Annotated in this window: 12 protein-coding genes and 2 tRNA genes; 12 read left to right on the forward strand and 2 right to left on the reverse strand. The window is 71.9% G+C overall.

Going from position 1 to position 13,619, the window contains the following annotated elements; translation table 11 throughout:
• Position 1: 1 nt before the first annotated feature.
• A complete protein-coding gene (locus TR42_RS14470; RefSeq protein WP_052406126.1) occupies positions 2-622 on the reverse strand; it encodes a TetR/AcrR family transcriptional regulator in 621 nt (206 codons plus the stop codon).
• Positions 623-756: 134 nt separating this feature from the next.
• Here TR42_RS14470 and TR42_RS13225 point away from each other — a divergent pair, with 134 nt between their 5' ends.
• From TR42_RS13225 to TR42_RS14475, 11 genes are all read left to right on the forward strand, one after another.
• Positions 757-1,449 carry a tyrosine-protein phosphatase gene (locus TR42_RS13225; protein ID WP_042216699.1) on the forward strand — a complete coding sequence of 231 codons (693 nt, stop codon included), beginning with the start codon at positions 757-759 and terminating at the stop codon, positions 1,447-1,449.
• 39 nt (positions 1,450-1,488) lie between these two features.
• On the forward strand, positions 1,489-3,054 hold the full coding sequence (locus tag TR42_RS13230; protein WP_042216701.1) for an ABC transporter substrate-binding protein: 1,566 nt from the start codon (positions 1,489-1,491) through the stop codon (positions 3,052-3,054).
• Complete coding sequence (locus TR42_RS13235) at positions 3,051-4,004, forward strand: ABC transporter permease (protein WP_042216703.1); 954 nt, start codon at positions 3,051-3,053, stop codon at positions 4,002-4,004. Before TR42_RS13230 ends, TR42_RS13235 begins: the two co-directional genes overlap by 4 nt.
• Entirely contained in the window at positions 3,988-4,848 is an 861-nt protein-coding gene (locus tag TR42_RS13240; protein ID WP_052406128.1) for an ABC transporter permease, read from the forward strand. The genes TR42_RS13235 and TR42_RS13240 overlap by 17 nt, the downstream gene beginning before the upstream one ends.
• Positions 4,845-5,861: an ABC transporter ATP-binding protein gene (locus TR42_RS13245; protein WP_042216705.1), complete on the forward strand. Its 1,017-nt coding sequence runs from the start codon at positions 4,845-4,847 to the stop codon at positions 5,859-5,861. The genes TR42_RS13240 and TR42_RS13245 overlap by 4 nt, the downstream gene beginning before the upstream one ends.
• On the forward strand, positions 5,858-6,883 hold the full coding sequence (locus tag TR42_RS13250; protein WP_042216706.1) for an oligopeptide/dipeptide ABC transporter ATP-binding protein: 1,026 nt from the start codon (positions 5,858-5,860) through the stop codon (positions 6,881-6,883). The genes TR42_RS13245 and TR42_RS13250 overlap by 4 nt, the downstream gene beginning before the upstream one ends.
• Positions 6,880-8,598, forward strand: coding sequence for a glycoside hydrolase family 3 protein (locus TR42_RS13255; protein WP_052406130.1), 1,719 nt, complete (start codon positions 6,880-6,882; stop codon positions 8,596-8,598). Before TR42_RS13250 ends, TR42_RS13255 begins: the two co-directional genes overlap by 4 nt.
• Positions 8,599-8,702: 104 nt before the next feature.
• Positions 8,703-9,173, forward strand: coding sequence for a hypothetical protein (locus tag TR42_RS13260; RefSeq protein ID WP_042216708.1), 471 nt, complete (start codon positions 8,703-8,705; stop codon positions 9,171-9,173).
• Positions 9,174-9,234: 61 nt separating this feature from the next.
• A tRNA-Gln gene (locus tag TR42_RS13265) sits at positions 9,235-9,306 on the forward strand.
• Between the two features lie 95 nt (positions 9,307-9,401).
• The gene (locus TR42_RS13270; RefSeq protein WP_042216710.1) at positions 9,402-10,052 is read left to right on the forward strand and encodes a pyridoxamine 5'-phosphate oxidase family protein; all 651 of its coding nucleotides are present in this window, start codon (positions 9,402-9,404) and stop codon (positions 10,050-10,052) included.
• A 68-nt stretch (positions 10,053-10,120) separates the two neighbouring features.
• Positions 10,121-10,870, forward strand: coding sequence for an ankyrin repeat domain-containing protein (locus TR42_RS14475; RefSeq protein ID WP_052406132.1), 750 nt, complete (start codon positions 10,121-10,123; stop codon positions 10,868-10,870).
• Between the two features lie 189 nt (positions 10,871-11,059).
• On the opposite strand, the gene TR42_RS13280 is transcribed toward TR42_RS14475, so the two are convergent.
• Positions 11,060-13,213, reverse strand: coding sequence for an ATP-dependent Clp protease ATP-binding subunit (locus tag TR42_RS13280; RefSeq protein WP_052406134.1), 2,154 nt, complete (start codon positions 13,211-13,213; stop codon positions 11,060-11,062).
• A 329-nt stretch (positions 13,214-13,542) separates the two neighbouring features.
• On the opposite strand from TR42_RS13280, the gene TR42_RS13285 reads away from it, so the two are divergent.
• Positions 13,543-13,618, forward strand: a tRNA-Glu gene (locus TR42_RS13285).
• Position 13,619 lies beyond the last annotated feature (1 nt).

A 13,619-nucleotide genomic window follows, 5' to 3' on the forward strand; every position in this document is an offset into this window, starting at 1 on the left:
GTCAGGCCCGCGCCGTGCGGTCGAAGTCGGCGGAGAGCGCCGCCATGGCGCGCGCCCAGCTCTCGAACAGGTCCGCCTCGAGCGGCGCGCCGGAGTAGCCCGTCAGCATGATGAAGCGGGCGACCGCCGCGGCCAGCTCCGCCTTGATCGCGGCGTCGGGCTCGTGCGCGAGACGCGTGAGCGCCGCCGCACGGATGGCGTCCGCGAGCTCCTCCGTGGTCTCGACGGCGAAGCGCTTGACCGCCGGCGCCTCCATGAGCGCGGCGCGGAGCGCGCGTCGCTCGAGCCTCTCCGGATCGGTGTCGCCGGTCATCGGGTCGAGCAGCGCGTGCCGGAGCGCCGTGAGGACGTCGACGTCGGCGGGGGCGTCCTCGAACGCCTTGACCACGATCGGGTGCGCGATGCGGGAGAAGAGCACCGCCTCCTTGGTGCGGAAGTAGCGGTGCACCGTACGCGGCGAGACTCCCGCGCGTTCCGCGATCTGCTCGATGGTGGTGTCGGCGAGGCCCTGGGAGCCGATCAGTTCCGTCCCGGCCTTCTGGATCGCGACGTAGGCGAGGTACTTCTTGCGGTCGCGCAGGGACGTCGCCTGAGGGTCGATGTCGGTGCTTGCGCTGGTCATACGCCATTCTTTCCCTACGCGGGCGTGGGTGCGAGAGCGTCCGGCCACGAGTTCACCGGCTCGTCACCCAAGGTTCGCTCGTTGTTGGCAGTTCTGTCAATTGGCAGTCATGCCACTTTGCCAGAGTCTCGGTCATGCACCACGAACCCGCCCTCACCTGGGCCTTCAACGCACGCCCGGTCGTGACGATCGGCGCGAAGCGCGTCTACCGTTCCGCGGCCCCCGAGTTCCGCGCCCCCGAGCTGACCGAGCCGCCGACGGACGTCTGCTGGATCGACCTCCGCAGCGCGCACGAGCGCATCGACGCCGCCTGGCTCGGCGAGGGCTGGACCCGGGTCCACATCGACCTGGTCCCCGGCGCCGCCGCCGTCAAGCCCGGCACGCGTGCGTACGAGATCACCGAGATCGACTTCGGCGCGATGTACGTGCAGATGGTCGACCGCGCGCAGCAGGGCTTCGCCCGCGTCATCACCGCGATCGCGGAGGCCGAGACCGACGTCCTCGTCGCGTGCGCAGGCGGTCGGGACCGCACGGGCCTCGTCTCCGCGATGCTGCGCGAGCTCGCGGGACACCCGCGCGACGTGATCCTCGAGGACTACCGCCGCACCAACGATCAGGGCGCCGGGCTGTCCAAGGCGCTGGTCGAGGTGGGGCTTGTGTCCGCCGAGACGATCGGCCGACGCGACTTCGAAGTCAAGACCGAGGACCTCGCGCTCGCGCTCGAGGCGATCGACGCCAAGGGCGGCGTGCGTCGCTACCTCGAGGACGGCGGCGCGAGCGCCGCGGCCCTCGACCTCCTCGGCTCCACCATCGTCTCCACCTCCTAGCAGCACTCACCAGCAGTACTCATCAGCAAAGGAACACCCATGCCTTCCACGCTCAAGCTCGTCGGCCTTGGCGCGCTCACCGCGAGCCTCGCGTTCACCGCGGCCGCCTGCGCACCGTCCGACTCCGCGGATGTCGCGTCGTCCTCCTCGGCCTCGACCGAGACCTCCGCCTCGGAGCCCGTCGACGGCGGCACCATCGTCTACGGCCTCGACCGCGACATCGCATCGCTCGACCCCGCCTCGGGCGCGATCTCGTCGCAGACCGTCCAGTCCGTCGCGAACTCGATCTTCGACGCCCTGATGCAGTACGACGAGGCCGGCGAGCTGGTGCCGTTCCTCGCCGAGTCCTTCGAGGCGGCGGACGAGACCTCGAGCGAGTGGGTGCTCACGCTCCGCGAGGGCGTCACCTTCTCCGACGGCAGCGTCCTCGACGCGGCCGCGGTGATCGCGCACGTCCAGCGCCTGGGCACCGAGGAGACCTCGGCCTCGCGCGCCACGGTCGCCACCATCGCGAACATGGAGGAGGTGTCCGCGACCGAGGTGCGCTTCACGCTCGTCGCGCCCAACGCCTCGTTCCCGCAGTACTTCACGCGCGACCTGGGCCAGATCGCCTCGACCACCGCGACCGACGAGTTCGGCTTCCCGCTCGGCACCGGCCCGTACGTCACCACCGAGTACTCGGCCGGCACCGGCATCACCATGACCAAGCGCGAGGACTACTGGGGCGAGGCCGCGCACGCGGACACCGTCGAGTTCCAGATCCTCCCGGACGCCGACTCGCGCTACCAGTCGCTCGTCTCCGGCGCGGTCGACGCCATCTGGTCGGAGGTCCCGAGCCAGTTCACCGGTGCGGAGGCCGACGGCCTCGCCACCGCGACGGGCAACTCGGCCACCTCGTTCGGCCTCTTCAACTCGTACGCGGCGCCGTTCGACTCGGTCGAGGCGCGCCAGGCGGTCGTCCTCGCGATCGACCCGCAGGCGCTGCTCGCCGTCGCGAACGACGGCACCGGCGCGGTCGCCACGAGCGTGCTCCAGACCACCTCGGGCTACGACATCACCGACCCGCAGCCGGCCTACGACCCGGAGGCGGCCCAGGCCATCGTCGACGAGATCGGCGGCTTCGAGTTCTCGTACCTGACCGACGGTCGCGCCGAGGCGGCGGCACGCGCCGCCGCGATGCAGCAGATGCTCGCCGAGGTGGGCATCACCATGACCATCCAGTCCTCGGACATGGCGACGTGGGGCGCGGCGCTCTACTCCGGCGAGTACCAGATGCTCGACTTCACCACCTCGCTGTTCGGCAACATCGACACCAACCTGTCGATGCTCGTCGGCACCGGCGGCCTGGCGAACTTCATGGGTTACTCGAACGAGGACGTCGACGCGATGCTCGCCGAGCTCGCGGGGGAGACCGACCACGACGCGCGCGGCGTGCTCCTCAACTCCGTCGCCGCTCAGGTGTGGGACGAGGCCCCGCTCGTCATGTACACCGAGAACCTCGCGGGCGTGATCTACAACCCCGAGACCCTCCAGGGCGTCGAGGACTTCGAGAACCGCCCGCAGGTGTCCGTGCAGACCCGTCTGATGTGGCACGCCGAGGGATGATCCACTTTGCAGCGCGACGGGGAGTCAGGGCGCTCGGCGTCCTGCTCCTCGTCGCGGTCCTCGCGATGTCGACGCCGATGATGCTCCCCGGCTCGCCCGCTCTGGCCGCCCTGGGCCTCGAGGCGACGGACGAGGAGATCGCGGCGTTCAACGACAAGTACAACCTCGGCGCGGACCCGTTCACGCGCCTGTGGAACTGGCTCGACGGCCTGGTCCACGGCGACCTGGGCACGTCGATCATCACCGATGCGGCGGTCACCGGACAGCTCGCGGAGAGGCTGCCCGTCACCCTCGAGCTCGTGCTCGTGTCGCTCGCGGTGGCGCTCGTCATCGCGCTGCCGGTCGCCCTGCGCGCCGCGTGGCGCCCCGGCTCGGTGCTCGACCGCGTCTCGCAGGTCCTCGCCTTCGTGCTGCTCTCCATGCCCGGCTTCGTGCTCGGCATGCTTCTCATCTACCTGTTCGCGGTGGTGCTCCGCGTGCTTCCGGCCACCGGCTGGGTGCCGTTCTCCGAGGACCCGCTGGGTCACCTCACGCACCTGATCCTGCCCGTGACCACCATGGCGCTGGCCGAGGCCGCGGTCTACCTCCGCGCCCTCAGGGCCGATGCGGACGAGGTGCTCGACAGCACGTACATCCACGCGGCGCAGGCGCGCGGCATGAAGCCCGCGCGGCTGCTGCTCGCCCGCGCCCTGCGCCCGGCGTCGCTGCCGCTCGTCACGCTCGTCGGCCTCAACCTCGGGATGGCGCTCGGCGGCACGCTCGTCGTGGAGACGATGTACGCGATCCCCGGCATGGGGCGCTACGTCTCCACCGCGATCGGCCAGCGCGACTACCCGGTCATCGAGAGCACCACGATCATCCTGGCCGCCGCCATGGTGACCGCGACGCTGCTCGTCGACCTCAGCTACCGACTCATCGACCCGAGGATCGCCCATGTCGCTCGCAGCTGAGGCCGGACGCGACGTCCACGCCGCGGTCCGCGCCACGCGCCGCCGGCGCCGGCTGGACACGGCCGCCACCACCGTCGCCGCCGGCTGGCTCATCGTCCTGGCGGTGCTCACGCTGGTGTCGATCGCCACGCCGCTGCTCGACCCGTACTTCCAGGACTTCACCTCCGCGAAGCTCGAGCCGAGCCTGGCCCACCCGTTCGGCACCGACGGCAACGGGCGCGACGTCTTCGCGCGCACCGTCGCCGGCGCGCAGAACTCGCTCGTCGTCGCGGTCATCACCCTGGTGGTGGGGGCGGTCGGCGGCACGCTCATCGGCGTCGCCGCCGGCTACTTCCGCGGCGCCCTCGACAACGTCATCGGCTTCCTCATCGACGCCGTGCTCGCGATCCCGGCGCTGCTGCTCATCATCACCATCGTGAGCTTCCGCGGACCCTCCATCACGAGCATCGGCACCACGATCGGGCTGCTGATGATCCCGGCCTTCGCCCGCGTCACGCGCTCGATCGCGCTCACGGTGCGCGAGCGCGACTACGTCAAGGCCGCCGTGCTCATCGACACGCCCACGCCGCGGATCCTCGTGAAGGCGGTGCTCCCCGCGGTGGCGCCCGCGCTGGTGTCCTACGCGTTCACCGCCATGACCGCGGCCATCGTCGCCGAGGGCTCCCTGAGCTTCCTCGGCTACGGGCTCGCGGCGCCCGCCCCCTCGTGGGGCGGCATCATCGCCGAGGGCCGCGCCGACCTGGCCACCGCGCCCTGGATCACCCTCGCTCCCGCGCTCGCGCTCGCCGCGACCGTCATGGCGATCACCACGATCGGGGAGCGCGCGAAGGAGAGGTACTCATGACCGCCACCGCCATCGAGGCGCCCGCGCTCGAGGTCGAGGATCTTGAGGTGAACTTCATCTCGGGCGACAAGGTCACCTACGTGCTCGAGGGCGTCTCTCTCGAGGTGCGCAAGGGCGAGGCCGTCGGCATCGTCGGCGAGTCGGGCTCGGGCAAGTCCGTGCTCGCGCGGACCATCCTCGGCATCCGCCCGCGCGGCACCGTGGTCGACATCCGCGGCACCGTCCGCGTGTCCGGCGAGGACCAGCTGGGCGCGACCGAGGCGCAGATCAGGTCGCGCGCCGGCGCGCTCGCCTCGATGATCTACCAGGACCCGATGCGCTCGCTCAACCCGACCGTGCGCGTGTGGAAGCAGATCGTCGAGGCGATCACCAACCGCCGACGGGTCCCGGGGGACGAGGCGCGGTCGCGCGCCGTCGAGCTGCTGCGGTCGGTCGGCGTGCCCGACCCCGAGGCGCGCGCGCTGGCGTACCCCGGAGAGTTCTCCGGCGGCATGCTCCAGCGCGTCGGCATCGCCGCGGCGATCGCCGCGCACCCCGACCTGCTGCTCGCCGACGAGCCGACAACCGCGCTCGACGTCACGGTCCAGCGCCGCGTGCTCGACCTCCTCGAGGAGGTCCGTGCGGCCTCCGGCATGGGCCTCGTGCTGGTCACGCACGACCTCGGTCTGCTCGCGGACCGCACGGACCGCACCGTCGTGATGTACGCGGGTCGCATCATGGAGTCCGGGCCCACGAGCATCGTCGCCTCGGAGCCGGCGCACCCGTACACCCAGGGGCTTCTCGCGGCGATCCCGCGGCTCACCGGACCGATCCAGCGCGAGCTGCCCGCGATCGGCGGCAGCCTGCCACCGCTGAGCGCGCCGCGCGCCGGATGCCCGTTCGCGGCGCGATGCCCCCTCGCGCAGGACCGCTGCGCGATCTCACGACCCCCGGCGGTGACCGTCGCCGAGGGGCACACCGCCCACTGCTGGGCGGTCGCCGACCAGCAGGACGAGCAGGAGGCCGCGAAGTGACCGAGGTGACCACCCCCGCCGATGAGGCGCCCGTCCTCGAGGTGAACGACCTCGAGGTGCGCTTCACCTCGGGACGCTCGACCGTGTACGCCGTCAACGACGTGAGCTTCACGATGCGCGCAGGGGAGACCCTGGCGCTCGTCGGCGAGTCCGGCTCGGGCAAGTCGACCATCGCGAAGGCCGTGGTCGGGCTCGTCGAGCCCGCGTCGGGCGAGGTCCTGCTGCGCGGCGAGGCCCAGGCGGGCGACCGTGTGCGGCGCGACCGCGCGACGCGAGGCGACATTCAGATGGTGTTCCAGAACCCCGTGGGCTCGCTCAACCCGTTCATGACGGTCGAGGCGAACATCGCCGAGCCGCTGCGCAACCGCGGCGTCGCCAAGGCGGAGCGCGCCGCGCGCGTCCGGGAGCTGCTCACCGTGGTCGGGCTCGACGCCGACACGCTCGGCCCGCGCAAGCCCGGGGAGATCTCCGGCGGCCAGGCGCAGCGCGTCTCGATCGCCCGCGCCCTCGCGAGCGAGCCCGCCGTGCTCATCGCCGACGAGGCGGTCTCCGCGCTCGACGTGTCGGTGCAGGCGACGGTGCTCAACGTGCTGCGCCGCGTGGTCGACGAGGAGCAGGTCGCGATGCTCTTCATCTCCCATGACCTCGCGGTGGTCCGCAACGTCAGCGACACCGTCGCGGTGCTGCACATGGGGCAGCTGTGCGAGATCGGCCCCACCGAGGACATCCTCGCCGCCCCCGCACATCACTACACGGCGGCGCTCAGGGCGGCCGTCCCGGAGCCGGGCGTCCCGCTCGGCGATCCCGGCATGACCGATGCCGACCCGCCGTCGCCGCGCATCAGGCCCACCGGCTGCTCGTTCCGCGACCGGTGCCTGGCCGCGACCTCCCGCTGCGCCGAGGTGCTGCCGCCGCTCACCATGGTCGGCCCCGAGCGCGCCGTCGCGTGCCACCACCCCCTCGACCGCGACGCGGTCGCATCCGCAATCCCCTCCGTCACCGCCCAGGGAGCCCTCGCATGACCACGGACCTGTCCGCCGCCCCGTACTCCCTCACGCAGGACCAGCGGTCGTGGGTCGCCGGCACGGTCGAGGCCATGACCCTCGAGGCGAAGGTCGGCCAGCTCTTCGTCGCGCACGCCGAGATCGGAGACGGGTCCGTCGAGGAGATGCGCCGCTTCCAGTACGCGGGCGTCCGGCCCGGCGGCGGCACCGCGGAGGAGGTCGCCGCCTTCGTCGACCGCCTCAACGAGGCTGCCGACCTCCCGCTCCTCGTCGGCGCGAACCTCGAGTTCGGCGGCGACGGCGCGGCGAGCGACGGCACGCTCATCGGCGCGCCGCTGCAGTGCGTCGCGACCGGCGATCCGGCGACCGCCGAGGACCTGGGCCGCGTGTGCGCCCGCGAAGGGCTCGCCGCCGGCACCAACTGGGCCTTCGCGCCTGTCGCCGACATCCACCTCAACTGGCGAAACGCCGTCGCCTCGCACCGTGCCTTCGGCGACACGGCGGCGGACGTCGCCGAGTACGCCGAGGCCTACCACCGGGGCGCGGTCGACGGTGCGGACGGACACGGCTTCGCGACGTGCGCCAAGCACTTCCCTGGGGACGGCGTCGATGAGCGCGACCAGCACGTCGTCGCGACCGTCAACACGCTCGACGCGGGGGAGTGGCGCGGCACCTTCGGGCGTGTGTACGGCGCGCTCATCGAGGCGGGCGTGCCGACCATCATGATCGGCCACATCGCGCTTCCCGCGCTCACGCGCGAGCTGGCCGGGGACGATGCGCCGGTCCGCCCGGCGACCCTCGCGCCGGAGATCACGACGACGCTGCTGCGCGACGAGCTCGGCTTCAACGGCGTCGCGGTGACCGACGCGACTCACATGGTCGGCTTCACGAGCCAGGGCCGTCGCGAGGACCTGCTCGTCGACGCGGTCGTCGCCGGCTGCGACCTGCTGCTGTTCCTTCGCGACGCGGAGGCGGACTTCAGCGCGGTCCTCGCGGGCGCACGGGACGGGCGGATCTCCGCCGCCCGGATCGACGAGGCCGTCACCCGCGTGCTGGCGCTCAAGGTGTCGATGGGGCTGTGCGGACCCGGCGCCGTCGCGCAGGCGCGGCCCGAGGTCGACCGCGCCGCGCATCGCGCCATCGGCGAGGACGTCGCACGGCGGTCCGCGACGCTGGTGATCGACAAGGGGGTGCTCCCGCTCACCCCCGAGACGCACCGGCGGATCCGCCTCGTCATCAACTCCGAGCTCGCGAGCAATCCCGAGTTCCCCATCCCGGTCGAGCACCTGCCCATCGCGCGGTGGATGGCCGCGGAGCTCACGGCCGCCGGCTTCGAGGTGTCGTTCCCGACGAAGCAGCCGCCGGTCCGCAGCCTCGGCGACTACATGAGGGTGATCGCCGAGGGCAACGTGGCGGTCGAGGGGGAGTTCGACGCCGCCGTGGTGGTCGCGCACTACGTGGGTGCCGGGGCGCAGTCGACGGTGTCGCGCCTGCGATGGCCGATGGCCATGGGCCCTGCGGCCCCGTGGTGGGCCGGCCAGGTGCCGACGGTCTTCGTGTCCTTCGGCGTGCCGACGCACCTCGCGGACGTCCCGATGGTCGGCGCGCTGGTCAACTGCTACACGCCCAGCGAGGCCGCCGTGCGCGCCGCGGTCGACGGCATCGTCGGCGCCGAGCCCTTCCTCGGCACCGCCAACGACAAGGCGCGCTGCGATCTGGTCGCGGTGCTCTGAGGCTCCGCAGCGGCGCGCTCCCGGGTCTCCGGGTGCGCGCCGCGCAGGTCACGATCGAGCCACCTACCTGCCTGCACGTCGGGGCCCCGGCGTACGGTGTCGGCATGGCGAGGGTTCTGCGGGGTGAGGCGCGGCGTGCGCTCGTCGCATGCGCGGCGGCCCCGTGCGTCGCGGCGCTGCTCGCGGGCTGCGGCGACGACAGCGACAGCGCTTCGATCGCGACGGGCTACCTCGCGCGGCAGGACCAGGCGGGCTACATCCCGGGCGCGCGCCTCCAGGTGACCGGCACCATCGTCGCGCTGGAGAACGGGTGCCTCATGCTCGACCGGGACTCGGGTGGCGTCCCATGGATCGTCTGGCCTCCGAGCACCGTGCCGGGGGAGCAGGGCACGGCCGAGATCTCGGACGAGGTCTACCGCGCCGGCGACGCGGTCGCGGGTACCGGGACCGTGGCGGTGCTCGCGGATCTGCCAGGGGGGAACGATGACGACACCTACTTCGGGGCGCAGGGCCACTACTGTGGAGCCGACTCGGCGGGGGTGATGGTCTTCGACTCGCTCTCCCGCACCGGCTAGGCCGATTTTGGTTTCTGGGCGGAAGTCGGGTAAAGTGGTTCTCCGTTCCGCTGGAACGCATTGGGCTATGGTGTAACTGGCAGCACGACGGTTTCTGGTTCCGTTAGTTGAGGTTCGAATCCTTGTAGCCCAGCTCTTCGATGAAAGGGCCCGCCTCATGGCGGGCCCTTTCTCGTTCTCCCGCGGGTATGCCAGGGTGGGTGGCACCGGCGGCAGCGGGGGGCGATGATGGCCGACGAGGCACGGGCAGGACGGCTGTACGGCGACGGCGCGCGCGGCCTCCAGGACCGCTTCGACACCCGGAGGCTGGCCGATGCGATCGCGGGCGGCGCGGTGCGCGAGGGGCTCGACGAGGGTGATGCCGCGTTGATCGCGCAGCAGTCGAAGGTGTGGATCGCGACGACCGACGCGGACGGCTGGCCGGACGTCTCGTACAAGGGAGGCGACCCGGGCTTCGTCAGGGTGACCGGGCCCTCGACGCTCGAGCTGCCCAGCTACGACGGCAACGGGATGTGGCGCACCCTCGGCAACATCGAGGACGACGGCCGCGTCGCGCTCCTGTTCATCGACGAGGGCAGGCCCTGGCGGCTCCGGGTCCACGGCACCGCGGTCGTGGTCACGGATCCGGCGCGCGTCGAGGCGCACCACGGCGCGCAGGCGGTGGTCGAGGTGACCGTCGGGCGGGTGTTCCCGAACTGCGGCCGCTACGTCCACCGCAGCGGGGAGCGGGCGAGGTTCGTGCCACGGCCCGGCGAGAGGACCGCGATCCCCGACTGGAAGCGCCTCGACGGCATCACGGAGACGCTGCCGCGGCGCGATCTCGATGCGCTCGCGGCCGACGACGGCACCCTCGACGGCTGGGACGGCTCCGGGGCCTGACCGGCGGAGCCGGGCGCGGTAGGACCAAGGTCCCGAGCGCCCTGGGCGGCCCGTCCTAGCGTGGGATCGTGATCCGGGGTACGGTCCCCATCGTCCTTGCCGCCCTGCTCGGCGCGGGCGCGGCGGCGGGGGAGGAGCCGTCCCCGACCGGCGCCGAGGACGACGTCCTCGCCGCCGTGATCGCCGCGGACGACGCGCAAGCCGTGCACCTCATGCTGCTCGGCGGGTGCGTCGCCGACCTCACGCTCTCCGATGGGCGGCTCGCGATCGAGCATGCGGTCGCCGACGATGCGCTTGCGGCGGTGGACGCCCTCTGCGCCGCCGGCGTCGACCTCGATGCCGTCGGGCGGTCCGGGCGCACGGCGCTCGAGCTCGCGGCCGAGCTCGGCACCGCCGAGATGATCGCAGCGCTCGTGGACGCGGGCGCCGATCCGACGGCCGTCCAGCCGGTCACGCTGGGTGCCACGCCGCTGCATGCCGCGGCCGTGAGCGCGGGGGATGAGGCGTTGGCCGTGCTGCTCGCCACCGGTGCGGATCCCGACGTGCCCGACGGCGCGGGCATCACCCCGCTCGGATGGGCCGTATGCGCGGGCGTCGATGACGCGCGGATCGAGATGCTCCTGGACGCCGGCGCGGACCCGGCGCGCGTGACCTCGAGCGGTCACAACGCAGTCGACCTCGCCGCCGCGTGCGGAAGGCCGGACCTGGTGGTGCTGCTCGAGTCCTGGGGCTGCGCGGCCGCTGAGCCGCTGACCGCCGTCGAGCCACCGCTCGGGCTCCTCGCCGTCACCTACCGGCTTCCGGTGACGGTGGGTTGAGCGTCAGCGAGAAGCGGCCCGGCCACCCGACCGCCCTCCACACGTGCCCGCGGGTGTGAACGGTCACGCTATGCAACTCTCGGTGCGAACCGCGACCAGCAGCCCGCGAGTGGCAGATCCTGTGTGGAGGACGGTCGCCGGGGCGGGCGGGCAGGGGTGGGCAGGCGGGCAGGCGGGGCGAGGTGCGGGTCAGCCGACGCTGAGCGTCACGCGCTCGCCGTCCCAGCCCGCCGTCACCGCGTCGCCCTCGCGCACGCGCCCGTCGACGATCTCCTTGGCGAGCGCGTTGAGCAGCCGCGTCTGGATGAGCCGCTTGAGCGGTCGGGCGCCGAAGGCCGGGTCGAATCCGTCCTTCGCAAGCGAGGCCCGCAGCGCATCGTCCACGGTCAGGGTGACCTCCTTGGCCTCTTCGAGCCGCGCGATGCTCTTCGCGAGCTCGGTGCCCACGATGCCCTCCATGGCGGCGGGGTCGATGCGGTCGAAGACCACCACGTCGTCCAGCCGGTTGAGGAACTCGGGCCGGAACGCGCGGCGCAGCACCTCCTGGAGGGACGCCTCGAGCGCGCCCCGGTCCTCGCCGTCCCACGCGAGGACGAGGTCGGAGCCGAGGTTCGAGGTCATCACGATGATGGTGTTGGTGAAGTTGACCGTGCGGCCGCGGCCGTCGGTGAGCCGGCCGTCGTCGAGCACCTGGAGCAGCACGTTCCACACATCCGGGTGGGCCTTCTCGACCTCGTCGAACAGGACGATGCTGTACGGGCGCCGACGCACGGCCTCGGTGAGCTGACCGCCCTGGTCGTAGCCCACGTAACCCGGAGGGGAGCCGATGAGGCGGCTCACCGCGTGGCTCTCCATGTACTCGGACATGTCGATGCGGATCATCGCGCGCTCGTCGTCGAAGAGCTGCTCCGCGAGGGCGCGCGCGAGCTCGGTCTTGCCCACGCCCGTGGGGCCGAGGAACAGGAACGAGCCGATGGGCCGGTTCGCGTCGGAGATGCCGGCGCGGGCCCGACGGATCGCGTCGGACACGCTCGCGATGGCGCGGTGCTGGCCGATCACGCGCTCGTGCAGGCGATCCTCGAGGTGGGAGAGCTTGCCCGACTCGTCGGTGAGGAGCTTCTCGACCGGTACGCCGGTCCACCGCGCGACCACGGAGGCGATGTCCTCGCCGGTGACCTCCTCGCGCAGCATGCGCTCCTCGCCGGGGATCCCGTCGAGCTCGGCACGGGCCGCCGCGATCTCCTTCTCGGCGGCCGGCATCTCGCCGTAGCGGATGCGGCCGGCGCGCTCGAGCTCGCCGAGGCGCTCGGCGCGGTCGAGGTCGCCGCGCAGCGACTCGAGCCGCTCGGTCGCGGTCGACACGCGCACGATGAGGTCCTTCTCACGCGCCCAGCGCATGTTGAGCGCCTCGGACTCCTCCCGCAGCCGGGCGATGTCGCGGTCGATCTCCTCGCGGCGCTGCTTGGCGTGCTCGGACTTGTCCTTGGCGACCTGGGTGCGCTCGATCTCGAGCTGCATGATGCGCCGGCGCGCGCGGTCGAGCTCGATGGGCATCGAGTCGAGCTGCATCTTGAGCGCGGACGTGGCCTCGTCGATGAGGTCGACCGCCTTGTCGGGAAGGAACCGGTCGCTGATGTAGCGGTCGGACAGGCGCGCCGACTGCACGATCGCCTCGTCGGTGATCTTCACGCCGTGGTGGACCTCGTACTTCTCCTGAAGGCCGCGAAGGATCGCGACGGTGTCCTCGATGCTGGGCTCGCCGACGTACACCGGCTGGAAGCGGCGCTCGAGGGCCGAGTCGGTCTCGACGTGCTCGCGGTACTCGTTCAGGGTGGTGGCGCCGATCATGCGCAGCTTGCCGCGCGCGAGCATCGGCTTGAGGATGTTGCCCGCGTCGACCGAGCCCTCGGCTCGGCCCGCGCCCACGATGGTGTGGAGCTCGTCGACGAAGAGGATGATGCGGCCCTCGGACTCCTCGACCTCCTTGAGAACGGCCTTGAGGCGCTCCTCGAACTGGCCGCGGAACGCCGCGCCGGCGACGATCGAGCTCATCGCGATCTCGATGACCCGGCGGTCCTTGAGGGAGGAGGGGACGTCGCCGGCGACGATGCGCTGCGCGAGCCCCTCGACGATGGCGGTCTTGCCCACGCCGGGCTCGCCGATGAGCACCGCGTTGTTCTTGGTGCGGCGCGTCAGCACCTGCATGACGCGGCGGATCTCCTCGTCGCGTCCGATGACCGGGTCGAGCGCGCCCTGCTCGGCCAGGGCGGTGAAGTCCTGACCGAACTGCTCGAGGGCGCTCTGCTGCTCGGCGGCGTCGGGGGAGTAGGGCTGCGCGGTCATGGGGTTCCTCCTGTCAGTGAAGCGCGCTGTCGCTAAGTTGAGTGGCTTGCGCTCAACTTTACATAACGCGCGACGAGGCGGCAAGGGGTGGCGGGAGCGGAGAGGGGTGCGGCGGGACCGGCGGCGGGTGTGACCTGCGTCACATCGTGGTGAGCGGCGCCCCCCACGGGGCTTGGGGCTGAGCCTCCAGAGCATCGTCATCCCTGGATATGCGAAGATGTGTCGGTTGCGAGAGGTCCCGCAGGAGCCCGATTTGGAATCTGCGCGAACCATGCTGTAAAGTTTTATCTCGCGCCAGCCGCCCGGTCAGGGTGACTGAAGCAGCTAGGGGCCCCGTTGTGTAGCGGCCTAGCACGCCGCCCTCTCAAGGCGGTAGCGCGGGTTCGAATCCCGTCGGGGCTACCAC

Origin of the sequence: Demequina mangrovi (assembly GCF_000759715.1) — a bacterium.
Lineage (GTDB): Bacteria > Actinomycetota > Actinomycetes > Actinomycetales > Demequinaceae > Demequina > Demequina mangrovi.

What these genes read in the sequence shown, in the direction of transcription:
- TR42_RS14470 (WP_052406126.1), bottom strand. Translation starts at nt 622, where the DNA reads ATGACCAGCGCAAGCACCGACATCGACCCTCAGGCGACGTCCCTGCGC.
- TR42_RS13230 (WP_042216701.1), top strand. Translation starts at nt 1,489, where the DNA reads ATGCCTTCCACGCTCAAGCTCGTCGGCCTTGGCGCGCTCACCGCGAGC.
- TR42_RS13270 (WP_042216710.1), top strand. Translation starts at nt 9,402, where the DNA reads ATGGCCGACGAGGCACGGGCAGGACGGCTGTACGGCGACGGCGCGCGC.
- TR42_RS13235 (WP_042216703.1), top strand. Translation starts at nt 3,051, where the DNA reads ATGATCCACTTTGCAGCGCGACGGGGAGTCAGGGCGCTCGGCGTCCTG.
- TR42_RS13255 (WP_052406130.1), top strand. Translation starts at nt 6,880, where the DNA reads ATGACCACGGACCTGTCCGCCGCCCCGTACTCCCTCACGCAGGACCAG.
- TR42_RS13240 (WP_052406128.1), top strand. Translation starts at nt 3,988, where the DNA reads ATGTCGCTCGCAGCTGAGGCCGGACGCGACGTCCACGCCGCGGTCCGC.
- TR42_RS13260 (WP_042216708.1), top strand. Translation starts at nt 8,703, where the DNA reads ATGGCGAGGGTTCTGCGGGGTGAGGCGCGGCGTGCGCTCGTCGCATGC.
- TR42_RS13280 (WP_052406134.1), bottom strand. Translation starts at nt 13,213, where the DNA reads ATGACCGCGCAGCCCTACTCCCCCGACGCCGCCGAGCAGCAGAGCGCC.
- TR42_RS13245 (WP_042216705.1), top strand. Translation starts at nt 4,845, where the DNA reads ATGACCGCCACCGCCATCGAGGCGCCCGCGCTCGAGGTCGAGGATCTT.
- TR42_RS13225 (WP_042216699.1), top strand. Translation starts at nt 757, where the DNA reads ATGCACCACGAACCCGCCCTCACCTGGGCCTTCAACGCACGCCCGGTC.